At 42.6% G+C, this 25,464-nt stretch carries 30 protein-coding genes; 13 read left to right on the forward strand and 17 right to left on the reverse strand.

Features of this window, described 5'->3' with window-relative positions; translation table 11 throughout:
• Positions 1-18 precede the first annotated feature (18 nt).
• Entirely contained in the window at positions 19-1,224 is a 1,206-nt protein-coding gene (locus NYE63_RS25395) for a glycosyltransferase family 4 protein (protein WP_342603265.1), read from the reverse strand.
• 190 nt (positions 1,225-1,414) lie between these two features.
• Between NYE63_RS25395 and wecB the strand changes: the two genes are divergently transcribed.
• The 3 genes from wecB (at position 1,415) to NYE63_RS25410 (ending at position 3,542) form a co-directional block, all read left to right on the forward strand.
• The gene (gene wecB, locus NYE63_RS25400; RefSeq protein ID WP_342603266.1) at positions 1,415-2,557 is read left to right on the forward strand and encodes a UDP-N-acetylglucosamine 2-epimerase (non-hydrolyzing); all 1,143 of its coding nucleotides are present in this window, start codon (positions 1,415-1,417) and stop codon (positions 2,555-2,557) included.
• 260 nt (positions 2,558-2,817) lie between these two features.
• On the forward strand, positions 2,818-2,988 hold the full coding sequence (locus NYE63_RS25405; protein WP_342603267.1) for a Fe3+ hydroxamate ABC transporter substrate-binding protein: 171 nt from the start codon (positions 2,818-2,820) through the stop codon (positions 2,986-2,988).
• Positions 2,989-3,134: 146 nt separating this feature from the next.
• Positions 3,135-3,542 (forward strand): VOC family protein, encoded by a 408-nt coding sequence (locus NYE63_RS25410; protein WP_342603268.1) that lies wholly within the window; start codon positions 3,135-3,137, stop codon positions 3,540-3,542.
• 73 nt (positions 3,543-3,615) lie between these two features.
• Here NYE63_RS25410 and NYE63_RS25415 read toward each other — a convergent pair whose 3' ends face one another.
• On the reverse strand, positions 3,616-4,386 hold the full coding sequence (locus NYE63_RS25415; RefSeq protein WP_342603269.1) for a TSUP family transporter: 771 nt from the start codon (positions 4,384-4,386) through the stop codon (positions 3,616-3,618).
• A gap of 42 nt (positions 4,387-4,428) precedes the next feature.
• The gene (locus NYE63_RS25420) at positions 4,429-4,893 is read right to left on the reverse strand and encodes a DUF523 domain-containing protein (RefSeq protein ID WP_342603270.1); all 465 of its coding nucleotides are present in this window, start codon (positions 4,891-4,893) and stop codon (positions 4,429-4,431) included.
• Between the two features lie 131 nt (positions 4,894-5,024).
• Between NYE63_RS25420 and NYE63_RS25425 the strand changes: the two genes are divergently transcribed.
• Entirely contained in the window at positions 5,025-5,303 is a 279-nt protein-coding gene (locus NYE63_RS25425; protein WP_342603271.1) for a hypothetical protein, read from the forward strand.
• Here NYE63_RS25425 and NYE63_RS25430 read toward each other — a convergent pair.
• Both NYE63_RS25430 and NYE63_RS25435 read right to left on the reverse strand, forming a co-directional pair.
• Entirely contained in the window at positions 5,292-5,534 is a 243-nt protein-coding gene (locus NYE63_RS25430) for a DUF2584 domain-containing protein (RefSeq protein WP_342603272.1), read from the reverse strand. The genes NYE63_RS25425 and NYE63_RS25430 overlap by 12 nt on opposite strands.
• Positions 5,535-5,584: 50 nt before the next feature.
• A complete protein-coding gene (locus NYE63_RS25435; protein WP_342603273.1) occupies positions 5,585-6,373 on the reverse strand; it encodes a prolyl oligopeptidase family serine peptidase in 789 nt (262 codons plus the stop codon).
• Positions 6,374-6,553: 180 nt separating this feature from the next.
• On the opposite strand from NYE63_RS25435, the gene NYE63_RS25440 reads away from it, so the two are divergent.
• From NYE63_RS25440 to NYE63_RS25450, 3 genes are read left to right on the forward strand one after another with little or no spacing between them, the layout of a single operon-like run.
• A complete protein-coding gene (locus tag NYE63_RS25440) occupies positions 6,554-7,510 on the forward strand; it encodes an ABC transporter substrate-binding protein (RefSeq protein WP_342605870.1) in 957 nt (318 codons plus the stop codon).
• Positions 7,511-7,537: 27 nt separating this feature from the next.
• Positions 7,538-8,308 (forward strand): ABC transporter ATP-binding protein, encoded by a 771-nt coding sequence (locus NYE63_RS25445; protein WP_342603274.1) that lies wholly within the window; start codon positions 7,538-7,540, stop codon positions 8,306-8,308.
• Entirely contained in the window at positions 8,298-9,089 is a 792-nt protein-coding gene (locus NYE63_RS25450; RefSeq protein WP_342603275.1) for an ABC transporter permease, read from the forward strand. The genes NYE63_RS25445 and NYE63_RS25450 overlap by 11 nt, the downstream gene beginning before the upstream one ends.
• 239 nt (positions 9,090-9,328) lie before the next feature.
• On the opposite strand, the gene ytkD is transcribed toward NYE63_RS25450, so the two are convergent.
• Both ytkD and NYE63_RS25460 read right to left on the reverse strand, forming a co-directional pair.
• Complete coding sequence (gene ytkD, locus NYE63_RS25455) at positions 9,329-9,799, reverse strand: RNA deprotection pyrophosphohydrolase (RefSeq protein WP_342603276.1); 471 nt, start codon at positions 9,797-9,799, stop codon at positions 9,329-9,331.
• 114 nt (positions 9,800-9,913) lie between these two features.
• Complete coding sequence (locus NYE63_RS25460) at positions 9,914-10,264, reverse strand: hydrolase (protein ID WP_342603277.1); 351 nt, start codon at positions 10,262-10,264, stop codon at positions 9,914-9,916.
• Positions 10,265-10,499: 235 nt separating this feature from the next.
• Between NYE63_RS25460 and NYE63_RS25465 the strand changes: the two genes are divergently transcribed.
• Positions 10,500-10,757, forward strand: a complete 258-nt coding sequence (locus NYE63_RS25465; protein ID WP_339201045.1) for a DUF6154 family protein — start codon at positions 10,500-10,502, stop codon at positions 10,755-10,757.
• A gap of 94 nt (positions 10,758-10,851) precedes the next feature.
• Here NYE63_RS25465 and NYE63_RS25470 read toward each other — a convergent pair whose 3' ends face one another.
• Complete coding sequence (locus tag NYE63_RS25470) at positions 10,852-11,292, reverse strand: DNA starvation/stationary phase protection protein (RefSeq protein ID WP_056521219.1); 441 nt, start codon at positions 11,290-11,292, stop codon at positions 10,852-10,854.
• Between the two features lie 124 nt (positions 11,293-11,416).
• Between NYE63_RS25470 and ytzI the strand changes: the two genes are divergently transcribed.
• Positions 11,417-11,569 (forward strand): YtzI protein, encoded by a 153-nt coding sequence (ytzI, locus tag NYE63_RS25475; protein WP_342603278.1) that lies wholly within the window; start codon positions 11,417-11,419, stop codon positions 11,567-11,569.
• Between the two features lie 37 nt (positions 11,570-11,606).
• On the opposite strand, the gene NYE63_RS25480 is transcribed toward ytzI, so the two are convergent.
• A complete protein-coding gene (locus tag NYE63_RS25480; RefSeq protein ID WP_137019600.1) occupies positions 11,607-12,080 on the reverse strand; it encodes an S-ribosylhomocysteine lyase in 474 nt (157 codons plus the stop codon).
• 191 nt (positions 12,081-12,271) lie between these two features.
• On the opposite strand from NYE63_RS25480, the gene yidD reads away from it, so the two are divergent.
• On the forward strand, positions 12,272-12,511 hold the full coding sequence (yidD, locus tag NYE63_RS25485) for a membrane protein insertion efficiency factor YidD (protein WP_063234864.1): 240 nt from the start codon (positions 12,272-12,274) through the stop codon (positions 12,509-12,511).
• A gap of 121 nt (positions 12,512-12,632) precedes the next feature.
• The gene (locus tag NYE63_RS25490; protein WP_342603279.1) at positions 12,633-13,580 is read left to right on the forward strand and encodes a zinc ABC transporter substrate-binding protein; all 948 of its coding nucleotides are present in this window, start codon (positions 12,633-12,635) and stop codon (positions 13,578-13,580) included.
• A gap of 53 nt (positions 13,581-13,633) precedes the next feature.
• Here NYE63_RS25490 and NYE63_RS25495 read toward each other — a convergent pair whose 3' ends face one another.
• A complete protein-coding gene (locus tag NYE63_RS25495) occupies positions 13,634-14,698 on the reverse strand; it encodes a DctP family TRAP transporter solute-binding subunit (RefSeq protein WP_342603280.1) in 1,065 nt (354 codons plus the stop codon).
• A gap of 140 nt (positions 14,699-14,838) precedes the next feature.
• On the opposite strand from NYE63_RS25495, the gene NYE63_RS25500 reads away from it, so the two are divergent.
• Together NYE63_RS25500 and NYE63_RS25505 are read left to right on the forward strand one after the other, a co-directional pair.
• Positions 14,839-16,449, forward strand: coding sequence for a sensor histidine kinase (locus NYE63_RS25500; RefSeq protein ID WP_342603281.1), 1,611 nt, complete (start codon positions 14,839-14,841; stop codon positions 16,447-16,449).
• Positions 16,442-17,137, forward strand: coding sequence for a response regulator (locus NYE63_RS25505; RefSeq protein WP_342603282.1), 696 nt, complete (start codon positions 16,442-16,444; stop codon positions 17,135-17,137). The genes NYE63_RS25500 and NYE63_RS25505 overlap by 8 nt, the downstream gene beginning before the upstream one ends.
• 53 nt (positions 17,138-17,190) lie before the next feature.
• Here NYE63_RS25505 and NYE63_RS25510 read toward each other — a convergent pair whose 3' ends face one another.
• From NYE63_RS25510 to NYE63_RS25540, 7 genes are all read right to left on the reverse strand, one after another.
• Entirely contained in the window at positions 17,191-17,340 is a 150-nt protein-coding gene (locus tag NYE63_RS25510) for a hypothetical protein (RefSeq protein ID WP_342603283.1), read from the reverse strand.
• Between the two features lie 511 nt (positions 17,341-17,851).
• Positions 17,852-18,955, reverse strand: coding sequence for an o-succinylbenzoate synthase (gene menC / locus NYE63_RS25515; RefSeq protein ID WP_342603284.1), 1,104 nt, complete (start codon positions 18,953-18,955; stop codon positions 17,852-17,854).
• The gene (locus NYE63_RS25520; RefSeq protein WP_342603285.1) at positions 18,952-20,433 is read right to left on the reverse strand and encodes an o-succinylbenzoate--CoA ligase; all 1,482 of its coding nucleotides are present in this window, start codon (positions 20,431-20,433) and stop codon (positions 18,952-18,954) included. Before NYE63_RS25520 ends, menC begins: the two co-directional genes overlap by 4 nt.
• A gap of 86 nt (positions 20,434-20,519) precedes the next feature.
• Complete coding sequence (gene menB / locus NYE63_RS25525) at positions 20,520-21,338, reverse strand: 1,4-dihydroxy-2-naphthoyl-CoA synthase (RefSeq protein WP_034310494.1); 819 nt, start codon at positions 21,336-21,338, stop codon at positions 20,520-20,522.
• Positions 21,335-22,159: a 2-succinyl-6-hydroxy-2,4-cyclohexadiene-1-carboxylate synthase gene (gene menH, locus NYE63_RS25530; protein ID WP_342603286.1), complete on the reverse strand. Its 825-nt coding sequence runs from the start codon at positions 22,157-22,159 to the stop codon at positions 21,335-21,337. Before menH ends, menB begins: the two co-directional genes overlap by 4 nt.
• Positions 22,156-23,907 carry a 2-succinyl-5-enolpyruvyl-6-hydroxy-3-cyclohexene-1-carboxylic-acid synthase gene (gene menD / locus NYE63_RS25535; protein WP_342603287.1) on the reverse strand — a complete coding sequence of 584 codons (1,752 nt, stop codon included), beginning with the start codon at positions 23,905-23,907 and terminating at the stop codon, positions 22,156-22,158. Before menD ends, menH begins: the two co-directional genes overlap by 4 nt.
• Complete coding sequence (locus NYE63_RS25540) at positions 23,900-25,309, reverse strand: isochorismate synthase (protein WP_342603288.1); 1,410 nt, start codon at positions 25,307-25,309, stop codon at positions 23,900-23,902. Before NYE63_RS25540 ends, menD begins: the two co-directional genes overlap by 8 nt.
• Positions 25,310-25,464: the final 155 nt, after the last annotated feature.

Genomic DNA, 25,464 nt, shown 5'->3' on the forward strand with positions numbered 1-25,464 from the left:
CCTCCACTTCCGGATTTTTCAGCCTGACGCTTCCATCACATTGATGAGACCTTTAATATTTTTAGACCATTGAAAATGTTGTTTAGCATACCGATGGCCGTTTTCCCCCAGTTCTTCACGAAGGGCTCGATCTGAGGCCATGGTCAATATGTGCTGACAGATTTCATCAACATCCCTGCTTTCTGCTACCAACCCGCATTTCGCCTCTGAGAGCATCTTCTTGGCCCTGCCGTCCACATCACCGACAATGGGTTTTCCGACACACATATAATCGATGATTTTACCAGGCAGAACCTTATTGAAGACTTCTTTTTCAACCAAGCTCACATAGGCAATATGGGACGTTGAAACTTCATGAAGAGTCACTCTTCGATTCATCGCATTAATCATCTTAATATTAGTCAGCCCTCTAGAGCTTATCTCCTTCTCCACTTCAGATATCCGATATCCATATCCAATCATCGAGAACTCGATTTGTTTATGTTCCCTTAGCTTTTCAGCTACGGATATCAGTTTTTTCAAGTCCTGGGCCAGTCCGATATTCCCCGCATAAACGACCTTGATTACTTTTTCCGATACGGGTGTAAGCAAATTCTTTAACGTCAGCTCATCCGCAGTAAGCGAATTAGGGATGAATTGGATGGCCTCTTCCTTGACTCCCTTTGCAACGATATAATCCCTGAAACCAGGACTATTGATGATAATAAAATCTGAATGCCGATATAGCTTCCTTTCCAGGAAGAAAGCGATTTTCAAAACCCACTTATTAGTAAATACCCCTACTCCTATCAACGATTCCGGCCATAAATCCCTGACATCGGTAATGAGTTTCGCCTTCATCTTTTTCTTGGCGATCAACGCCGCCAATGTCGGGAAGATCGGCGGGGTCGTAGCAAACACGTAATCATATTTTTTTTCGAGACGGATGATTGTATAAATGAAAAGCCACATCGCTTCAAGATAATGAAGCAACCGCTTCCCCATATTGCTTGTATACCTCTTCACTTTGTCCGGTTTAATCCTGATGACATCCTCTTCAATGCTTTCTTCATCCCAAAACTTTGTATCTTGATATAAACTTTGATTAGGATAACTCGGCTTCAATGTGATGACCGTTACCTCAAATCCGTTTCTTTTCAAATGGAGATATATATTTTTCATTCTATTTCCAGCACTTCCGATTTCCGGATAAAAGTTTTGCACGATCATCAGGACGCTTTTCATATTCGCCTATCACCTCTATTCTGCTTTGCTATGCTTCCTGCTTTATATTGTAAATGCCAGATATTAACTGAAGGTTAAAGAAATATAAAGTCCTCATTAATATTGTAAAAATTCTGTTAATTATTGTTTCATTTTTATATTTCCCATGAACTTCCCGTTATAATGGGGGAGACATTCAGAAGGGGAGGAAATGAGCATGCCTAAACAACGTATAAAGGTCATGACCGTATTTGGTACAAGACCGGAGGCTATCAAAATGGCACCTGTCGTTTTGGAACTGAAAAAGCATCAAGAAGAAATAGAAACCATCGTGGTGGTCACCGCCCAGCATAGGGAAATGCTCGACCAAGTCTTGCAATGTTTTCAAATAAAGCCAGATCACGATTTGGATATGATGAAGGATAGACAAACATTAGAAGAGATTACAACTCGAGGGCTTGAAAAATTGAGTTCGCTCATGAAAGATATTAAACCGGATATCGTCCTCGTACATGGGGATACAACGACAACTTTCATCGCAAGCTTGGCCGCGTTCTATAATAAGATACAGATTGGTCACGTTGAAGCTGGTCTTCGGACTGGTAATAAGTATTCTCCATATCCTGAAGAAATGAATAGGCAGCTGACAGGCGTCTTAGCTGATTTGCATTTCGCCCCAACTAAACAGGCGGCAGAGAATCTAATTTTGGAAAATAAAAAGAGTGATTGCATCCATATTACTGGCAATACGGCTATCGATGCTTTGAAAACAACAGTACGGAAAGACTATGAACATCCGATTCTATCTGGCTTGAATGGAGATCGTATGTTATTGATGACAGCGCACAGACGAGAAAATATCGGAAAACCAATGGAAGAGATATTCCGTTCCGTCAAACGGCTGCTTGAAGATCACACGGATATCCAAGTTGTTTTCCCACTTCATAAAAACCCAGTAGTCCGTGAAATTGCTTATCGGATTTTTGGTGAAACGGAAAGACTTCACTTAATAGAGCCGCTTGAAGTGCTTGATTTTCATAATTTTGCGGCGCACGCCCATCTAATATTGACAGATTCCGGAGGGGTGCAAGAAGAAGCTCCCTCACTTGGTGTTCCTGTCCTTGTGTTACGCGATACGACAGAACGTCCGGAAGGCATTGAGGCTGGTACCCTTTTATTGGCGGGAATTGAGGAAGAACGTATTTATCAATTAGCAACAGACTTACTTACTAATGAAGAAACCTATAAAAAAATGGCGACAGCTTCCAACCCATATGGTGATGGATTCGCTTCACAGCGGATTGTCGAAATCCTATTAACGCATTGCGGAATGAAATCCCCTCTTCCATTATGAAAAAAGCTCAAGAAAAATAAAATAGTGAGAAAAGCCTGTCACGTAAGCGGCAGGCTTTTTCTATTCAGTCAGATTTTGAAACGGCTACTTCCATTTTCATTTGCCCTTTCATTAGCGCCAGATTAAAAGCAATCAGTACAAAACTAATCCTAATTTGAATTTGAAATGTTAGATCCATATGTGATAGTTTGGGTAGATCAAAGTTTCATTGAAGTCTATCGCATTAGATTGAATACTTTAAATTGCTTGGAGGTGTTTAAATGTTCGGGGAAGATCCCAAGTGTGTTAAATGTGGTAAAGAAATTAATGGTGACGAAGTCGTTCTTGTGAAAATGCGTTATCCAAAGCGTAAAGGGATGACTGAAATAAAGGCATATTTAAAAAATGAAGGAAGTTTCATCTGCGCAGCTTGTTTTGATAAGGAAATATGATTTTAGTTTTTTTATGGGGAACTGGATGATTCACATTCGAAAATGCAGCTAAGCCATCAGTGCCTGCATACTTTCCCAGCGAATATAAAGGGGGATAAGATTTCCCTGTCGAATTGATAGTCATGACACGAAGCAGGAGGATTAGTATGAAAAATCAAGTAACCCCCTATTTAATTTTCGATGGTCAAGCAACGGACGCATTAGCCTTTTATGCAGAAATATTTCATGCGGAGATTACCGATTTACAAACCTACGGGGAAGCTGATTTCCCAACACCTGAAGAAGCGAATGACCTTGTTTTGCATGCCAAAATCAAAAAAGGCGATATGTTGATCATGGTATCTGATACGTTTCCAGGCAACCCCCTTGAAGTCGGGAATAATGTAGCGCTGGTCCTTGAATGTGAAAGCGACTCGGAAATCCAGCATTTATATGATGTTATGTGTGAAAAAGGATTATCCTTAATGGAACTGCAAGATACCTTTTGGGGTGCTAAGTATGGTAAGGTCAAGGATCAATTTGGCGTTCACTGGGACTTGAATTTCACAAAATGAATATAAAAATGGCCGAAAATACAATTTGTATCCTCGGCCATTTTTAATAGGAATCATTCGCAGAAACCATCCATCATAACACATGAAAATAATTAAGGACATTTTTCCCAATCAATAAAATCGTGACGCAAATGAATAATATACGTACATAGGAAGCGCCTTTCTTAATTGCAAAGTTCGTTCCTACCAATGCTCCTGCGACCATTGCAAGACCCATCGGAATTCCATAGGCAAAATTGACGGTCCCCATAGATAAGAAAATGATAAGTGCGGCAATATTGCTTCCAAAATTCAATATTCTTGTATTCCCAGCAGCCTGGACAAAATCAAAACCAATGATCAAAAATGAAAATAATAAAAAGGAACCTGTGCCTGGTCCAAGAAAACCATCATAAAAACCAATCGCAAATATTATGACTATCAAAAGAATCATTTTCTTCCTTTTCAGCCCTTTATACTTTGCATCTTTACCCCAATCCTTTTTTACCAACGTATAAATTGCGACAATGACCAACAAAATCAAAATGAGGGGCTTCAGTATCTCTGCGGAAACGAAATGTACAACGTATGCTCCTAACGCCGCTCCAATTACAGTAATCGGAAACAGCTTGATGACGAATTTGAAATCCACTTTTCCAGCCCGAATAAATGAAATCGTACTCGTTAAAGATCCCATTGTACCCGCTAGCTTATTAGTGGCAAGTGCTGCTGAAGGCGAAATCCCCGTAAACAATAAAGCCGGAATGGAGATTAAACCGCCCCCGCCCACAACGGAATCGATGAATGCGGCAATAAAACCCGCAAGTACTAAAAATAGCAAAGTATAGAGATTGATATCCTCCATGTATTCCCCTTCTTTCAAAAGCACCTTCTAAAATGCCATTACTCATTTTTCATCCAGATAATCGAATAACCTTTCCTCTGAAATGACCGTGAATCCATGCCGCCTAAGCAAAGCCGCGGTCACTCCATTCCCGACCTTCTTCTCCCCCTTGAATTCCCCATTATAAATCGTGGCACTCCCACAGGATGGACTGTTTTCCTTTAAAACGACTAACGTCGCCCCTACCTCCTGGGCTTTCAATAACGTAAGATTCGCTCCCTTTATGTACAATTCCGTTACATCCCTGCCCGACTTTTCGATGATCTTCGCTTTTCCATCAAGGACATCCCCACCTTCACCGCCAACTATCTCAGCAGGTCCCCTCGGTGTCGAAAAACCCCCAAGCAACTCAGGACAAACCGCTATAGCCTTTTTCTCCCTCATTAATTCCATAATTCCTTCATCCAAGCTGTGTGTACCATTGTATCTCACCTCAAGACCCGCTAAACAGGAACTCACCAAAATCATCTTATCACCCCATCCCATGCGCTTTTCACCATTTTACCATTCTTTTAGTGACAATCATTTCGAAGATTGAATATCCAAGATTTTGCACTGACAAGTCGTAGATTGGATTATTGGTGTGGAGGTCGAATTAGTTGCATGCATGTCGAATTTTTCGCGCATCTGGTCCGATTATGGGCGTTTCGGTCGAATTAATTGGTGCACAGGTCGTTTTTTGGGCGTATGGGCTGAATTATTGGTGCGTAGGTCGATTATGGGCAGGTAGGGTCGGATTAGTTGGTGCATGGGTCGAATTATGGGCGTATACGGCCAAATTAGTTGGTGCATCTGATCGAATTCTGCAACACAATCAAAAAAAAAGAGCTTGCAGTGAAGACTATTCACGGCAAGCGCTTGTCTATTTAGTTAGTTGAGTTCAATGATAGTAGTTGGTACGTAATGATGGTTTTTTCACTGGTCCATTCAATTTTTTGGATAACGGCTGTTCCGCTTGAGTCAGATTGAATCGTTTTGCGGACATCGATTGGAATATCGATAGGGTATAACCTGTAACCAGCTTTCGTCAGCCGAAAAATGTTTTCTTCTTCACGGGTTTCGTTCCCTTTTGTAACGATCATGGTATTTAGCTCCATAGGCATGCCCATGTGTATCTCCTCCTCTTGCCAATTTACTTAGAATATACTTCATTCTATCATTATTCGGTTTTACTTTTCATCCAAGATGTTAAATCTTCGACTACTTTTCTGTTCACGGCCGGTGGGAAGTAATGAGTGAATTGAGGGAAATACCAGCTTTCGACCTCTTTGTCATGCATTTTCAGCCTTTTTTCCAACCGGTACGCGTGTTCAATGGCGACATTGTCATCTTTTTCACCATGAATGATCAGGACGGGTACATTCAAATCTTCAATCGCAAACAGTGGCGTACGGTACTCATATTGATCGGGGCATTTTTTAGGTGTTCCGCCGATGACCCGCTTCATCATCCGACGCATATCGACACGTTCGACATATGTTAAAAACATATCCGACACACCTCCCCATGTGACGATCGACGCGGCATTCCTGCAGTATATCCCAGTCCAAAGCGCCATGATGCCGCCACGGGAAAATCCGAGGATATGAATGTGGTCCTTGTTCACTCGGGGGTGCTGTTCAAGAAGATTGAATCCTGATATCGCATCGAATCTATCTTCGCCTCCAAAATCCTCATCTCCCTCTCCTCCTTGGTTTCCACGGTAAAAAGGGGCAAAAACGATGAAACCTTCTACGGCATACTGCACGATCCTTGCGGGCCTCACCTTGCCGACATTTTTAATCCCGCCGCGTAAATATAAGAAGGCATCATGTATTTCGCCATCAACCGGTTCAGCAAGCAGCCCCTTTACCTTCAAGCCTTGTGATATGTATGTAACTGAATAAAGATGGATTTGTGGATGCGGTGATGGAAACCGCCGTTTTGAAATAATCGTCCCGTTCTCCAATTTCCACTCTCCTTTCTCTTTAATCTTATTGTAAAACATCCGCTTGTTTTTATCCCCTGAGAGGCATTCACATTTTTTTCTTCCGTTCATACGATAATGTAGGCAAAATACCTATATATCGAGGAGGAAGGAATTTTGAAAAAATGGTATAAAGCAGGTGTCGTATTTTTACTTCTGTGCATGCTGGTGATCCCGCTTGGAGCATGCGGCAACAAGGAAAAGGAAACAACGAAAGTCAGGGTGGCCGAAGTGACCCGCTCCCTTTTCTATACACCTCAATATGTAGCGATTGAAAAAGGATTTTTTAAAGATGAGGGTCTAAGCATTGATTTGAAAACGACGGCAGGCGGCGACAAGACGATGACCACGCTTCTGTCCGACGGGGCGGATATTGCTCTCGTTGGCTCTGAAACATCGATTTACGTTCGGGCACAAGGTTCGAACGATCCCGTCATCAACTTCGCTCAATTAACACAGACGGATGGAACGTTTCTTGTTTCACGTGAAAAAATTGACAACTTCAATTGGGATATGCTGAAAAACTCTACATTCCTAGGCCAGCGAAAAGGCGGGATGCCGCAAATGGCCGGCGAGTTCGTATTGAAAAAACATAACATTGACCCGAAAAAAGATTTGAACCTCATCCAGAATATTGATTTTGCGAATGTCGCAACTGCCTTCGCTTCCGGAACCGGCGATTTTGTTCAACTGTTCGAACCAACGGCAAGTGTGTTTGAAAAAGAAGGAAAAGGCTATATCGTCGCTTCTTTCGGCACCGAGTCCGGGCATCTTCCTTATACAGTTTATATGGCTAAGGAAAGCTATTTGAAAGAAGACAAAGAGACTGTCGAAAAATTCACCAGGGCATTGAAAAAAGCACAGGATTGGGTTCAGGAAAATGATGCTGCCGAAATCGCTGAAGTCATTCAGCCATATTTTGAAGATACCAATATCGAGACGATGGAAACAGTTATCAATCGCTACAAAGAACAAGGATCCTTTGCCACGGACCCCATTCTTGATGAAGAAGAATGGAACAATCTGCAAAACATCATGGATGAAGCAGGCGAGCTACCTTCACGTATAAGCCATGAAGAGCTGGTCAATACCGATTTTGCTGATGAAGTCACAAAATAGCATAGCTAAAGGTAAGGAGGATGTCCGATGAGCTTTTTAAAAATCCAAGACATTCACCATACTTATTTTTCAAATCAGACGGCAGCGACCGCACTAGCGGACATTTCCCTCGACATTGAAAAAGGTGAATTCGTCTCTTTTCTAGGTCCGAGCGGCTGCGGAAAAACCACCCTGCTTTCCATCATCGCCGGGCTATTTCCGCCCACTGCAGGAAAGATCCTGCTCGAAAACAAACCGCTGAAAGCCAACAGTGACCTTTCAATTGGCTATATGCTGCAGCAGGATTATCTATTTCCATGGAAGACGATAGAAGAAAATATATTATTAGGATTGAAACTGATAAGAAAAGATGAAGGCCTTGAGAGAATAAAAACGCTAAAACTTTTAAGTGACGTTGGATTGGGAGGCACCGGAAAATTATATCCACGCGAACTCTCGGGAGGAATGAGGCAAAGGGCTGCACTGGCACGGACACTTGCGGTCGACCCAAAAATCCTTTTGCTTGATGAGCCGTTTTCGGCTCTTGATTACCAAACGAAGTTGAAGCTTGAAGACCTTGTTTTTGAAATCCTGAAATCCTTCGGAAAGACAGCCGTGCTCGTCACCCATGATATCGGAGAAGCCATTGCAATGAGTGACCGCATCTTTCTATTTTCCGCAAACCCGGGAAGCGTGCACAAAACCTTCAAGGTGCCCGATGAACTGCGTGAACTTACGCCTTTCCATGCACGCAACCATCCACAGTATCCGATACTATTCCAAACGATCTGGAAGGAGCTTGAGAGCCTTGAATATTGAACAGCTTCATAACCAATATAAAACCTCATTAAAAAAAGAAAACAGGCTCATTCGCTTTTATCAGATCCTGATTTTCATCATTTTTTTCAGCAGTTGGGAACTTTTATCCAGGATGGAAGTGATCGATCCGCTCATCTTCAGCTCCCCAACTAAAGTATGGCATCTTTTCATACAGAAATTAGGTGATGGAACCCTGCTATCCCATTCCGGAGTGACGCTATTCGAGACCGTTCTCGGCTTTATCATAGGGACACTGCTTGGAACGATCCTGGCATCCCTTCTTTGGTGGTCGCCAAGATTATCCAAAACACTTGACCCCTATCTCGTCATTTTAAATGCCATGCCGAAAGTGGCACTCGGCCCCATCATCATCGTAGCATTCGGCCCTGGCTTTCCATCCATCATCTCGATGGGGGCGATTATCTCCATCATCATCACCACCATTGTCGTCTACACAGCATTTCGCGAAGTGGACCCGAACTACCTGAAGGTACTCCAAACCTTCGGCGCCACAAGAACACAAGCTTTTCGGGAAGCCATATTACCCGCCTCCTTCCCAACGATCATCTCGACATTGAAAGTTAACGTCGGCCTCTCCTGGGTTGGCGTCATCGTAGGGGAATTCCTTGTTTCGGCGAAAGGACTCGGCTACCTCATCATTTATGGCTTTCAAGTTTTCAACTTCACCCTCGTAATGCTTGCCTTGATGATCATTGCCGTCTTCGCCACAATCATGTATCAACTAGTCGAACTGCTCGAGCGAAAATTAATCAAAGACTAACCAAACTGCCGATAACCCTCGGCAGTTTTTCATTCATGCTGAGATAAAACATGAATTTAGTTGAGTTTCGATGAGTTACTCGTGAGTTTGGTGCTTTTACTCGTGAGTTTGGTGCTTTTACTCGTGAGTTTAGGCGATTTACTCGTAAATTCAGGCGATTATCTCATGAGTTGGGCTTTACTCGTGAGTTTAGGCGTTTTACTCGTGAGTTACAGTTTTTTACTCGTGAGTTCCGGCGTTCACTCGTTTCTCAGCAAAATACCATCATCCAGTTTTGATAAGCTCAACGGTACAATCTCATCTTTCATGATGAAGCTAAACTCCTCACCGAGTACATCCGGCAATGCTTCCAAAAAGATCGGGCCTTCCGTTTCCAGGTAATTCTGTTTCTCCTCTACTTCACGCAATGCAGCATAGTATATTGATTTAACGAATGGCTTCACTGGATCATATACTTTATATTGTCCCAAAAATTGCAGTTGGCCCACCACGCCTCCTGTTTCTTCATACACTTCCCGTATGGCCGTTTCTTCAATCGATTCCCCAGCTTCCCGCTTTCCTCCGGGGAACTCCAATCCCCGCTCTCTGTGCTTGGTCAATACCCACCTGCCCTTATATCTGCTAAACACAAAAACATGCCAAGACTCTCCAAAGACAGGATCCTCGGAGAATTCCACCTTATATCCGTTCTTATCAAGAAAACGTTTCATTTTTCCCCTTCTCTCCGTATAAGAAATAGTGCTACGACCCTTCATTCATTATATGGGTAAAAAAAACCACTATCCAGCAAGAATCTTTAACACATCAAAAAAAACGATGGCCCCTCAATATTCGAGGCCATCGTCTGTTGGTTTTGCCTGTAAAATCCCCATGCTTTCTATATGCCGTCTTCCTTCTTCAGTACCCAGAGCATGAATCATCTCGTAAATTTTTTGGAGAGTGATATCCTGTTTATCATTTTCACGGTCAAAATGATATTGAAGGTATGGGACATGTGCCCGGTAAAAATTTTCTTCCCCCGCTGAATAATTATAATCAAATAATTCACGTAATTCGATGATTTCATTATCTGTCGCCTCGATTTCGAAATTCCATGGAGAACTTTCCCTATCTTGTGTTATTTGCCCATTCGGAATCCAGATGTAATATTTTTTCCTTTTTTCAGACACATTCATCCGCCCTTTCCATATTTCCTACGCTTATTTTTCACGTATTTCCCTACTTCATACAATGGAAAATTTTGTTTACAGAAGAACAAAGATGTTAAATAATAGATTAAAGTATCTTTCAAAGGGTAAAACATATAATAAGCCCAAGCATCCCTTAAGATTTTTATATGCACCCAGAGGTTTTTTTGATAACCTACATATAAAGAGATAACGGATTTCTAATAAATGTGAGGTGAAAGTTTTGAAGTTAATTGAAGAATTATACAATATGTACCGTGATAAGTTGACTGGTGATGAAGAAGATATTGATATGCTTACTTTTGCGGTTCTGGAACAGCTTGACCGCAAGGAAATTTTCGAATTGCTTCAAGAGATGGATGATCAAGAACTAACCAATTTAATGGGCCTTTACATTATTGAAACGTTAAAAGGGAAGTTCGCTCAAAATAGTTTGAACGACACGAAACCTACACATTTTCCGCCTAGGAATATTCATTAATACATACCTTGTCAGGTGTCCCTCTTTTGATGGATGCCTTTTTTATTGTTGTAACCAAAAAAAAGCCCTACCGAAGCAGGGTTTTTCCTATATCTTAATGTCCTAAATACGCACGCAGCATCCAAGCATGTTTGTTTAAGCTTTTCTTCATGCCTGTCAGCATATCAGCCGTAACCGGATCTTCTGTTTCGGCAACTTCGATGATTTCCAGGAACTCTTCGGAAAGCTTTTCAAAATCACTGATGACGCTTTGAACCATATCTTCTGTATTTTCTTTACCTGTCGCTTCTTCGATCGTAGTTAACTCCATGTACTCTTTAAGGGTAGCAACCGGCTTTTCACCAATGGCCAATAGTCTTTCAGCCAATTCGTCATAGTTGGATGTCACTTCTTTATATAACTCTTCCAATTTTTGGTGAAGTTCAAAGAAGTGCGGTCCATTCACGAACCAGTGGTAATTATGAATTTTCGTATAAAGAACACTGAAGTTTGCAATTTCCTTATTCACTAAAGTTCCTAATTTTTTCTGAGCCATAAATATCTACCTCCGTAAGTTGGTTATACCTTTATATTTCCCTCTATTCGAAAATTGAAACATTATCTGACACGGTTGTTATGCTAAAATGAATCTAAATTGTGAACGTTAGGAGCTGTAAAGTATGATTACGGTTTTAGTTATCTCCATTATTGTGATTCTGATTGTATTGGCCTTATCGGTCCTAACAATCGGAAAAGGTTACAGCTACAAGCATACAGTGGATCCGGATCCTTCGCCTGAGGATGAGGGGAAAAAAGAAGAACCTGAAAAATAAAAAAAGTTCCTGTCACAAATGGACAGGAACTTTTTTATTAACCGAAAACTTTATGAAGATCTTCTTTATCTTGTGCAAGCCAGAAATTCATTAATTTCTTAGCTCCTTCAAGATCATGCAATTTTGCTTGGCCGCATTGTTTTTCGTTTGCAGCAGGAATTTCTGTAATGGTAACAGCATCCTTGAATGTATCTTCAAGAACATCGATGATTTCCGTCACTGTCGGCTCGCCGCTGACCACAAGGTAATATCCTGTTTGACATCCCATTGGCGAAATATCAATTATATCAAAGTGATCGTAGCGCTCGGAATGCTTACGGATATTGAATGCAAGCAAGTGTTCCAGGGTATGGATCGTATCCGGCTTCATCGCTTGTTTATTCGGCTGGCAAAAACGGATATCAAATTTATTAACAACACCGTCTGTTCCTACCTTATGGACACCGCAATGTCTAACATATGGGGCTTTAACAGCATTATGATCTAATTCAAAGCTTTCAACTGAAGGCATTTAATTCACTCCTTAATTGTATGTCATCTCTATTTTACCTTGAATAACAATATATTTCATCCTTTAAAATTAATTCTTATTATTTTAATCGGATTTCCAATATACTTATTCCTTTTTTACCCTTATTGGAAATTTAGAAAATATGCTATAATGGAGGGTAGTGAATTTACTCGAAAAGAGATGAAAGCATGGTGTTGAAAAAAATATTAATGGGAATCATCCGTTTTTACCAAGTTGCTATTTCTCCATTAAAACCGCCTACCTGCCGTTTTTATCCAACTTGTTCCCATTATGGTTTGGAAGCGATCAATCGTTTCGGACCTATAAAAGGAAGCTGGTTAGCACTCATTCGGATTCTTAAATGTCATCCGTTTCATCCAGGAGGCATTGATCTTGTTCCTGAAAAAAAAGAAAAAAGTGAGGACCATTAGAAAAAAAACTTGCTTTCTTTTGCAATCTTTTGTATCATACAGAAGTCAAATCGTAATCATTTCGTTTTTACCACATAAAATCCAAATCGTAATCAATACGAATTATAAAGGAGCATTTCATATGAAAATTCGAGCATTGCTCTCGCTTTTCCTTGTTACTGCGCTATTTCTGTCAGCCTGCGGCAACTCAAAGGGAGAATCGAGTAAAGAAACCAAGGATGCCTTAGATATATATACCACAGTTTACCCTTTACAATACTTCACGGAGGCCATTGGCGGGGAGTACGTAAATGTCGAGACGATTTATCCTCCCGGGACGGATGAACATTCATTCGAACCTTCTCAAAAAGATATTGTAAAAATGGCTGAGTCAGACCTATTTTTCTATATTGGCTATAATCTTGAAGGCTTTGTAACCAAGGCTGAACCAATTCTAAGCAAAGAAGGCGTCAGTACAATCGCGGTGGGCGAAACGGTTCATCTTAATGAAGATGAGCATGCACATGATGACGAACATGCTCATGATGAAGACGGGCATGACCATGGGGGCGTCAATCCGCATTTGTGGTTAGATCCCATCTATTCCATTGACATGGCTAAAACCATCAAGGACGAGTTAACGAAAAAAATGCCTGAGCAGGAAGAATATTTCAACAGCCAATTCAACAAGCTTTCCGAAAAGCTTAAGGCACTTGATGAAAAATTCGCGACGACAATCGAGTCGGGCCGTACCAATAAGATCATCGTTTCCCATTCTGCATATGGTTATTGGGAGGAACGCTACGGATTGGAACAAATTGGCGTCACAGGACTAACATCTTCAAACGAACCTTCTCAAAAGGAACTGGGGAAAATCGTAACCATGGCTGAAGAAGAAGACTTGAACTACGTCATCTTTGAGCAAAATATCAGTTCTAAACTAACCGAGATCATCCAAAAGGAAATGGGAGCGAAATCACTTGAGCTCCATAACCTTTCCGTGTTGACGGATAAAGATATCGCTGCTGGTGAAGATTACTTCAGTTTAATGGAAAAAAATATCAAGACTCTGCAAACTGCATTGCAATAGAAAAAAAAGGAGCGGGCCCTTTTGGGTCCGCTCCTTTTTTTTCCATCATTTAGTTATTCCTTTAAATGCTTCTCACGGATTTTTTCCATTTTCGTCATCAATTCTGTTCCAATCGTTGATTCGAATTCCGGATAGATGACGGTCATCTCATCCATCCATTCTTTCTTTTCTTCATCTGACAGTGTATAGATATCGATATTCGATTTTTGCTGAATTTCCGAAAGCTGTTCCTGATTCAATTCATTTGATTTGATCCATAGCCATTTCGTTGTATCATCCATCGCTCGTTGGATTTGCTGCTGAATATCCAACGGGAGTTTGTTCCAAAACGGCTTGTTTATCATGACTACATACCCTAAATATCCATGATCACTGATCGTTAAATATTTTTGCACCTCATATAATTTCTTGGAATAGATATTAGAAATCGTATTTTCCTGGCTGTCCGTTTCATTGATTTCAAGGCTTTTAAACGTTTCATTAAACTCCAGTTCAGAAGTTGTAGCCCCAAAATGCTTAAATTGGCTTTCTAGGACTGCACTTGGCATGATTCTAAAATTCTTTCCGGCAAAATCACTTGGATGCCGTATCGGTTTATTGCTTGTAATCTGCTTATAGTTATTCGACCAAAATGCGAGTCCCTCGATATCGATGGTATTCAGCTGCTTTAGCAGCTCTTCCCCCACTTCCCCATTTAAAGCTTCCTGCAAGGCAGCGTCCGTTGGAAAGACGTAAGGTAGGTCCAATAGCATCCATTTCTTTGATATGCTCGTAATTTTAGATGTAGTTGGAGCAATCATCTGCACCTTGTTTTCTTGTAATGCTTCGATTTCTTCATGATCACTATATAATGACTGATTCGGATAAACTTCAATTTTGACACGATGATCTGTATATTCATCGACTAGTTTCGCAAATCGGTTCGCGGCTAGCCCTTTAGGTGTATTTTCGGCAACGACATGACTGAACTTAATCACGATTTGATCCTTCATCCCGTCCTGCTCCTCATCCTTCGGCAAATTGAAACCGAAGCTTGTAAAGAACGATTGAAACGATATATACACTGCTATCAACAGCCCCAAGCCAATTAATAAGAAGTACCCCCATAATGCACGCATACCGACAACTCCTCACCGCTCACTTCACATTATCACTATTCTATCACAGCTTTTTACTGTCGTAATACAATGCGCGAAAAATAGCGAAAAGTGATAGAAATTCTGTTACTATAAAGTATAGAAGTAATGGAGGAAAAACAATGGATAAATCCTTTCATATGCCCATTCAAATTAAAATCACCCTGCTATCATTCGTAATCGTCGCTTTTTCGATACTAATAGGCGGGATTTTTATATTCGGAAATATCGTTTCGGTCAGGGAAGATGAAATCGGCAAACGATCCATGATCACTGCCCATACCATTGCCGAACTCCCTGAAGTACAAAAATTGGTCCGTGAGCCTGAAGGATGGACGCAGCTCAATCCGATTATTGAAAACTTAAGGAAAATCCATCAAGCTGATTATATTGTTGTGCTCAACAATCAGCATATACGCTACTCACACCCAGTGTTCAGTCAATTGGGAACCCCCTCGGGCAGCAGCGACGAAAGCGCTGCTTTCGCTGAACACGAATACCTTTCAAAGGCTGCTGGTGAACTTGGCATTTCCGTCCGCGCCTTTGTCCCGATCCTTGATAGAGATAGAGAGCAAATCGGCGTCGTACTGGTTGGGAATATCTTGCCTACGATACCGGAATTAATCAAGGACCTGAAAGGCGAAATAGCGATTATCCTGGTCCTTACACTTCTATTCGGGGTATGCGGCTCATGGCTCATGGCAAGAAGGATAAAAAAAGAGACCTTCCAACTTGAACCACATGAAATTTCACGGATGTTGGTTGAAAGAACAGCCGCTTTCAATGCCATGCATGAAGGGGTCATCGCCATAGATAATAATCAGACAATCACGATTTTCAATGAAAAGGCTAAGCTAATATTCAATATTAACGGTGCGGTCATTGGTAAGAATATCAATGATATTATACATGATACCCGTCTCCCGGAAGTGCTCGACCGGACATCTCCCATCTTCAATCAGGAAATCTCCGTTCAAAACAGGAATATTGTAAGCAACCGGGTACCAATAAAGATTGCGGATAAAACGATTGGTGCCGTGGCCATATTCCAGGATCGCACCGATGTGACGAAGCTAGCTGAAGAGTTGACTAGTGTCAAAGCATTCGTTGAAGCCCTGCGTGTTCAAAACCATGAACATATGAATAAACTTCATACGATAGCAGGATTGATCCAGCTAGGTAATCTTGACGAAGCGCTGCATTACATTTTTCAGATCACGGAAGAACAGGAGGAATTGACCAGGTTTTTAACGAAGCACATTCACGATGATAATTTAGTGGGGCTGATATTAAGTAAGATCTCCTTGGGACGGGAACTCGGAATCGAGCTCATCATGGACAAGCACACGAAATTGGACCGCTTCCCCGCTGATTTGGATCATCACGATTTTGTTTTGATAATTGGAAACCTGATCGAAAACTCATTCGCAGCGCTAAAGCATTGTTCAGAGGAAACAAAACAGGTTTATCTATCCATCTACCAGGATGAACGTCATTGTCAAATCGTGCTTGAGGATAATGGACCCGGCATTCCTGAAGACATTCATAATGATATATTCGAGTATGGTTTTACAACAAAAGGTGCGGAAGGATCAGGAATTGGTCTTTATCTAATAGACCAAATTGTAAAGAAAGCGAACGGCGAAATGAAATTCACGACACGCCCTAACGAAGGAACAAGCTTTTTTCTTTCTTTTCCGATGCACGATATAGAGGAGAACCAAAATGACTAACGAAATTCGTGTACTTTTAATTGAAGACGACCCAATGGTCCAAGAGGTAAACAAACAGTTCATCGAGCGCCTGCCTGCCTTTAAAGTCGTTGATACAGCTTCCAATGGCCTTGAAGGTCTGGAAAAAATCAGGCAGTCTAAACCCGACCTTGTCATTTTGGACATCTTCATGCCATCTTTAAACGGGGTTGATACACTTTATCAAATCAGAAAAGAGCAAATTGATGTGGATGTCATCATCATTTCAGCGGCAAATGATCAGAAAACGATTAGAAAAATGATACAGAACGGGGCTTTTGACTATTTAATCAAGCCATTTAAATTCGAAAGGCTAAAACATACTCTGGAACAATACTTTGCTTTTCGGATGGAGGTTGAACCTGACCATCAAATTTCTCAAAATCAGCTCGACCGAATTCTCTTTCAAAATAAAACAGTTTCTGAAGCGAGCCCGAAATATGATGTTCCCAAAGGATTGAATGGCGCGACTCTTGAGCAAGTGACGAAGTTCATAAAGACCCAGCCTGGGTCACTATCCGCAGAAGAAGTGGCTGATGGAATTGGAATCGCCAGAGTTACAGCAAGGCGCTATCTTGAATACTTGCATGGCGAAGAAGTCCTTCAGCTTGACGTACAGTATGGCAGCATAGGCCGTCCAGTCAATAGGTACCGGCTTAAAAAGCCTTAAAGCTCATGGGGACCGGTCAGAACCGAAACGGTTCCCTTTTTACTTCCATTCATTTACGCACCTGTTTTCCGGTCATATAGGCCCCACTTTCTCTTCAAAAGAAACAGCTCGCATTCTTCCAATGCCGTCACTTCTTTAATGATATAGTCCGGCATGCCTCTTCTTAGTAGAATTTCCGCAATAAGGTACGGCTTTTTCTTCATACACTCTCCCCTCCCTTTCCCTTGGTTGCCATTCTTTTAATTTCATTATACAAAATAATCCAATAAAGAAAAAATAGACAAAGCCCCAATTTCCTAAAAAAAATATGATTTACCCGCCCATTTAAATGAATTTTCTGAAATATTTAGACGAATTAAAAAAAGTTCCAGGTTGATTTCAGAAATCCGTTCCCTTTCCGCCAACTGTCTGCCAAGCCGCATCAAAGGAAGCGCCTGCGTGGTCTCGGCTAGCTAGTTATTCGGCAGGAGTGTCGCAAATTTCTCCAATTCAATGAAGGGTTAAAAAAGTAAACCATGAAGGGGGCAGACCAATCGAATCTCCTAGTGTCGACAAACTGATATTTGTTTTTTATCCTATTAAAATCATTTTCCAAAAGGGTGGGGGTTCCGTCCAAAAAAAACTAAATGAGTGAGTTACATAGACCGTGGGGGCAAAAGGAGATAGGATCAATATTTGATCAAAAGAGGTGGTATTGCACCTCTTTTGATGTTTTCACTTGTACTGTTTACCATATGTAGTCAATTCCTTTAGCCGCTTTTCATTGATGGCAAAACCGATTCCAGCTTTATCAGGTACTTGGATCATGCCATTTTCGACAATGACTTCAGGATCGATTATATCATCATCCCAATAACGGGATGATGATGATATATCCCCGGGAATCGTGAACCCTTTTAATGTGGCAAGTGCAATATTATGAGCACGTGAAATGCCAAATTCAATCATACCGCCGCACCAAACGGGCACACCATTTCCCAGGCATAGATCATGGATTCTTACAGCTTCCATCCAGCCGCCGACTTTAGCCATCTTAATGTTGATCACCCCACAGCTTTGGAGCGACAGCGCGCTTTTGGCATCATGAAATGAATTTATGCTTTCATCAAGGCAAATGGGTGTCTGCAGCTGTTTCTGCAAAAATGAATGTTCCACAATGTCGTCATGTCCCAGCGGCTGCTCAATCATCATCAGCTTAAACACATCAAGCTTCTGAAGATGTGGGATGTCATCAAGAGTGTAAGCTGAATTGGCATCTGCCATTAGCGGGATATCGGGATAGGCCCGACGTATTTCCGCTAAAAACTCCAGATCATTTTGAGGATTGATTTTAATTTTATAACGCTGATAACCAGATCCGGAAAAATCCTCGATTTGGCGCATCGCATCTTCTATATCATTGGATGCAACGACAACACCAGCGGCCACTTCACTTCGTTCGCCGCCAAACAGCCTTCCGAGGTAAACTCCTTTCTGCTTCGCATATAAATCGAAGATTGCCTGCTCTAAAGCTGACTTCGCCATTGCATTCCGTCTGATTCCGCTCCATAATCCCGGCAGCTCCTCAGGATGACTGATCTGACTGGCCAATGTCAGCGGGATTAAGAAGTCATCCAACATATGAAAGCATGTTTTGATCGTTTCCTCGGTATACCAAGGACTTGTAAAAGGGACAGCTTCCCCGTATCCAATCAATCCGTCTTCATCCACGGCTTCGACAATGATCACTTCCCGGTCGCTTACCGTTTCGAGATGCGTCTTGAATGGCCGCTTTAAAGGGGCCTTAATCAGCTTTAGGGAAATGGAGGATAACTTCATTGCCATTCCCCCATTCCCTTCCTCAGTTCGCGTCTCAGAAGCTTGCTTGCACCATTCCGCGGAAGCTCCTTGCAAAAAATAACGTTCCGGGGAATTTTATAGGATGCCAAATACTCCCTGCAATATTCCAGCAGTTCGCTCTCATCAAGCTCTGCACCTTGATGCAAGACGACAAAAGCGAGTGGAACCTGTCCCCATTTTTCATCGTCAGTCCCCGTCACTCCCGCTTCGAAAACATCAGGGTGCTTACTAAGGACATTTTCAATTTCGGCCGGATAGACATTTTCACCGCCGGAGATGATTAAATCCGAGCGTCGGTCAAGCACATATAAAAAGCCTTCCTCATCGAGATAACCAAGGTCCCCAGTATAAAGCCATCCATCGGTAATGGCCTGCTGTGTAGCGTCCATCCGATTAAAATAGCCTTTTGTCACATTTGGACCTGAAACCACGATTTCACCCACTGCACCCGGTTCACACATAGTGCCGTCTTTCTCTATCCGTAACTGCGAAGGAAACAAAGGCTTTCCAGCTGATCCGATTTTTGTCATGCTATACTCCGGTGCCAGCGTCACAATCTGTGAAGCCGTTTCGGTCATCCCATATGATTGATAGACGGGAATCCCTTTCTCTTTACATGCTTCAAGTAAATGAACGGGTGCTGGGCCGCCGCCCAACAGGATACAGCGAAAGGTTTTTGGATATCCTGTTCCCTTCAAATCCTGCACCATCCTATTCAGCATCGCCGTCACGACCGAAATGATCGTCACGCCATTTTCCTGAATGCATCGGTTTGTTTCCCGTTCATCGAACCGTTCCGCCAAAACGACCTTCATGCCATAAATCACATTTTTCATCAGGATGGATAAGCCGCTAATATGAAAGATAGGAACCGCACAATACCAAGAATCCTCCTCATGCAATCCAAGGTTCAGAACCGATCCGACGGCACTCCACCAATGGTTTCCGAATGTTTGGATCACGCCTTTTGGATTTCCCGTCGTACCTGATGTATACATGATCGTAGCAGTATCCTCAAGGTAAAACTCTTGAAGTATCTCTGCCGTGCCGTCATCCGGCAATTCTTCCATTAAATTAAGGTTCAAATCCGGGAGAATCTCACCAATATCAGAGAGTTTGCCGGAGAAGGATCCTTCTGAAATCAGATAGGCAGTTCCACTATCCTCGATCTGCCAGGACAGCTCTTTTGCCGTTAGCTTATTATTCAGCATCACAATCTTCACACCGAGATAAAATAGTGCATGGATAACGACAACACCATCAATATGGTTACGGAGCAAAACCGCGCATGAATCGCCAGCGCCCAGTCCAATGCTTGCCAGCTTACCAGCCATCCTCTTCGATAATGTATGCAGTTCGAGAAAGCTATAAGTATGACCTTCAAACTCAATTGCCGGGCGATCCGGTGAAAGATGCGCCCGATTTTTCAGCCAGTTCGGCAACTTTTCTTCTGCCATCGCTGCTTACCCTCTTCCATTTTGATATAGAAAACAGCCCGGCGATTTTCCGCCAAGCTGTCAGTCTCATCGATTCACGCGTTTCATTAAGGGAAACGAGGGAATTGCCCAAAGTCCGGAGTGCGTTTTTCTTTGAATGCATCGCGGCCTTCTTTTGCTTCTTCTGTTGTATAGTATAAAAGTGTAGCGTCACCAGCCAATTGTTGAAGACCTGCAAGGCCATCAGTATCAGCGTTCATTGCCGCTTTTAAGAAACGAAGTGCAGTCGGGCTCTTCTCAAGCATTTCTTCACACCATTTAACCGTTTCCGCTTCTAATTGGTCTAATGGTACAACCGTGTTGACCAATCCCATATCCAATGCTTCTTGTGCATTGTATTGACGGCATAGGTACCAGATTTCACGCGCCTTTTTATGACCCACGATACGTGCAAGGTAGCCAGAACCATAACCAGCATCAAAGCTTCCCACATTCGGTCCAGTTTGTCCGAAAATTGCATTGTCAGCAGCAATCGTCAAGTCACATACCACGTTCAAGACATTACCGCCACCAATTGCATATCCTGCAACCATGGCTACGACTGGTTTTGGAATTACGCGAATCAAGCGTTGCAAATCAAGAACATTTAGACGCGGAATGTTATCTTCACCCACATATCCGCCATTTCCGCGTACTTTTTGGTCTCCGCCTGAACAGAATGCTTTGCCGCCTACACCTGTTAAAATAATGACACCAATGCTGGAATCATCACGAGCCCTTGCGAATGCATCAATCATTTCAGCAGTCGTTTTTGGCGTGAATGCATTATGTACATGTGGTCGGTTGATGGACACTTTCGCAATCCCATTATATTTTTCATACAAAATCTCATCATACTCACGTATTGTTTCCCATTGTATCGTCATCTTAATTCCTCCTTCTTTCGCTTTAAAAACTCACTTATTATTTTACCAAACTTTTCTCCAACTTCCACATGAATCGCATGTCCCGCATCATTTATTATTTTCCATTCGGCGCGCTTCAGCCTTTTTTTCATCGAGTCCGCAATTTCACAAAACTTCCGGTCAAGTTCACCGGTTACAAGGAGCACAGGGAAATCAAGGGTTTGCAGTTGTTCCCAGTATGAATCCTGGCTGCCGGTCCCCATACCAAGAAGGCTATTGGAAAGGCCGGAAAGGTCATTTGCCAACCGCTGCTCCCGAATGGACGACCTGGTTTTGGCCGACAACCGTTTTTGACTTTCAAACAACGGGATGTTTTCCCATTGATCCACAAACGCTTCCATGCCATTTTCAAGAATCCGTTCGGCAAGCTTCTTATCATTTCCCCTTCGGATTTCCCGTTCCCCTTCTGTTAAAAGGCCTGGTGAAGCGCTCTCCAAAATCAATGTATCAACATACTCAGGATACAAACAGGCAAATCCCAATCCGAGCCTTCCGCCCATTGAGTATCCAAGGATATGGGCCTTTGGGAAATGTAACACATCCAAAATATACTTAATATCCTCAGCCACACGCTCCATCTCATACCTTCGATGATCGGCTGGTGACGCAGACATGCCATGACCGATGATATCGACCATTATCATGGTATACCTGTCACTCAGTAGCGGAATGAGGAATTTCCATGTATCCCGATTTCCCGTAAATCCATGCAAAAGTACAAGAGGATCTCCATTTCCCGTTATTTCAACAGCATAATTGACATCCTTGCTGACAATATTCATGATATTTCCCTGTCTAACACCATTTTTATTTCCTGGGAAACAAAACTCCACAAATTTCGATGCTTTTGTAAATTGGACTCTCTTTCTGTCGGTACTTCGATGATTTTCAGACCTTGAATTTCGAATGACTCTGTAAATACCTTCTCTAACTCATCCCAACTTTGCACCTTGTTGTATTTACCGCCATAAAGCTGGGCAGTATGAGAAAAATCAAGCCCATGAGGCGTGCCGAATAGCGTTTCGAAATGTTCCCTCTCATTCGCCTGCGGCAAGAAGGAGAAAATGCCGCCGCCATCATTATTAACCAGCAATATCGTGATATTTTGTTTTTGAAGTTTTGCCGCAAGCAAGCCATTCATATCATGGAAAAAGCTTAAATCCCCGATTGCCAGCACAGTATTTTTCGATACCGTGCTTACGCCAAGCGCAGTGGAAACGACACCATCGATGCCATTCGCCCCGCGATTTGCTATGGTCTTGATTCCTTTTCCATTGTTCAAAAAGAAAGTATCCAGATCACGTATGGGCATACTATTCCCGACAAACAGCGTGGATTCCAATGGCATCATATCAGCAAGCAGGGCGAACAGCTTGCCTTCACTTAACTCCGCTTCATCCCTGACGGAGGCTAAGGCATCCTTTGTCGCTCCGTTGACGGTTTGCCATAAGCCCAGCCATTCATCATCAGGGGAAGAAGTAATTTTATCAGCAATCCGCTGACAAAAATCTTTCTCTTCGCTGTAAATCATATTCGTTGCCAATCCGGCTGGTTCGCGCCAGCCTGCTCCGCCATCGACGACCAAAGTGATTGCCTGTTTTTGTTTTTTCATGAATAACAATAAGGGTTTAGAAACAGGCATTGCCCCGAAACGCAAGATCACTTCCGGCCTGAAAGCCGCCTTTGCCGCTTCATCGCGTAGAAACGTATCGTACGCATCAATTATGACGGCTTTGTTGTGACTTCCGCTCCTTAACTGTGAAAGAGGATCAGCCAGTACCGGAAAAGCAAGTTTTTCAGCTAATGCGACGATGGCTTCCTTCATCTCTGGATGCGGTAATTCGCCACATACAATCATACCTTGCTTAGCTTGTGACAATGTAGTTGCAACAGCGTCTATTTGTGATGAGGACAGTGACCGTTCTCCACTGTCAATCAAAACTGCAGGCGTCATTTTATTTTGCCTGTACTCCTTTGCTTGCTCCAGGTCCGGAATCAATGGTTCACGAAGCGGGAAATTCAAATGTACAGGCCCTGCAGGTTCAGTTGCCGCTGTAGCCACTGCCCTTGCACCGACCGTTCTGGCATACCGCATCATCCCATCCGTGCTTTCAGGAAGTGCCATTTCGACAAACCATTTTACATGTCTCCCATAAAGATGTATCTGATCGATCGCCTGCGGGGCTCCGACATCACGCAATTCATGCGGGCGGTCAGCGGTAAGTACAATAAGCGGCACTCTTGAATAGAAAGCCTCAATGACGGCTGGGTAATAGTTTGCAGCTGCTGTACCGGACGTACAAAGAAGTCCGACAGGTTCTTTTAAGGCCTTAGCCAAACCAAGGGCAAAAAAAGCAGCCGAACGCTCATCCACATTAATATGAATTTCGATATCAGGATGTTCCACTAGCAGTAAAGCTAGGGGCGTGGATCGTGAACCTGGGCTCACCACCACATGCCTCACCTCATTTTGTGCCAGCTCATCGACGAATGAAGCAGCATAAGCTGTCAATGCATCTCGGTCATTCATTAAGATTTCCTCCTAAAGCACTTAACATCGGATTGAATTTAATCCCCGTTTCCCGGAATTCACTTTCGGGAGTCGAATCTTCCACTACTCCGCATCCGGCAAAGAGCGATGCCTCATTGTTCTGTATTAGGGCAGAACGTATTCCTACAGCGAATTCCCCGTTTCCATACGTATCCACCCAGCCTAAAGGACCTGCATAAAAGCCGCGTTCCAGACCTTCCATTTCCCGAATTCGGACAACGGCCTTATCTTTTGGAAGTCCGCCCATAGCAGGTGTAGGATGGAGGTTCTCGACGAATTCAAAAATCGTGACACCTTCCTTTGATAGACCGCGGACAGGTGTGTATAAATGCTGGATATGACGGTTTTTCATAAGTGTCGGTTCGGCCGGAACCATCACCTTTTCGCATACAGAATCAAAAGCATTGGATATCATCGACACGACATATTGATGCTCTTGTAAATTCTTTTGGTCATGAAGCAATTCTTCACCAAGACGAACATCTTCTTGCTCATCTTTCCCTCGCCCCATCGATCCAGCAAGACAGGTAGAAAAAACTTCATTTCCCTGTTTCTTAATTAAACGTTCAGGGGTGGCACCGACAAAACAATCACCACCAGCCTCCAAACTGAAAATATAGCTTAATGGCTGCTCAGCAATCAATTGTTCAAGCACTTTCCCTGAATCGATGGAACGTTCAAAAACAAGTCGAAGCTCCCTTGCCAAAACGATCTTGTCGAGATCTGTCGTCTTGATTTCCTGAACGGCCTCTGCGACCGTCCGCTTCCATTCCTCAGGTTCGACTTCCCTCTGCATAACCAGGGGATTTGCCCCCAATACATTGCCATCCAAGCTTTCGAAAAGGAAAGCTTCCCGTTCATTTATCATATCTATGAAGAGTTTTTCTGAATCATCAGGCGAACAAAGTAAGTTTGTCGTTAAGTAAGCTTGTTTCCCCACTATTGACAGCATGAAGGCAGGTATATAAAACAGGTTGTCCCCGAACTGATTCCAAAGGAGCGTACTGTCAGTTTCATAATCAAAAGAAAAGCCCCCAAACAGTAAAGGACCTGTCGCTTCTAAATCGGTCACCCCTGTTTTGACAGCAGTATTCTGCAGTTTGATCCAGCTCTTTTCGACTTCTCTATAACGTTCGGCATTCGATGCCGCTTTGAGTTTCTTAACATTGCCTAAACCGGTGATGGTTATTTCCTTTGCAGGGTCCTCCCAGAAAAAGCGTTCACCCGCGTACCGTTCTCTTCCAGCTTGATAAAATGAAAGGGGGTTGTTGCAATTAACTTTCTTAATATGACTGAATAGAACTTGATCATTCAAGTCCTTCGCCTTTTGTATAGCTGAAGCCAGTCCCTGAAACTGTTCAGTTTCCTCTGAGATAGCCAAAAAAATCCCCCCAAATGTACATTTTAAAAGCTTTTTAACCTATTTAAAGATACACCTCACTTCAACCTCATGTCAATAAAACGCCCCTTTACCGACCGATTCTTTCCTGCTTTTTTCCTTATTATATGAATCTTAGCGAATGTAGATAAATATCC

The sequence above is a fragment of the Peribacillus sp. FSL E2-0159 genome, assembly GCF_038643155.1.
GTDB lineage: Bacteria > Bacillota > Bacilli > Bacillales > DSM-1321 > Peribacillus > Peribacillus simplex.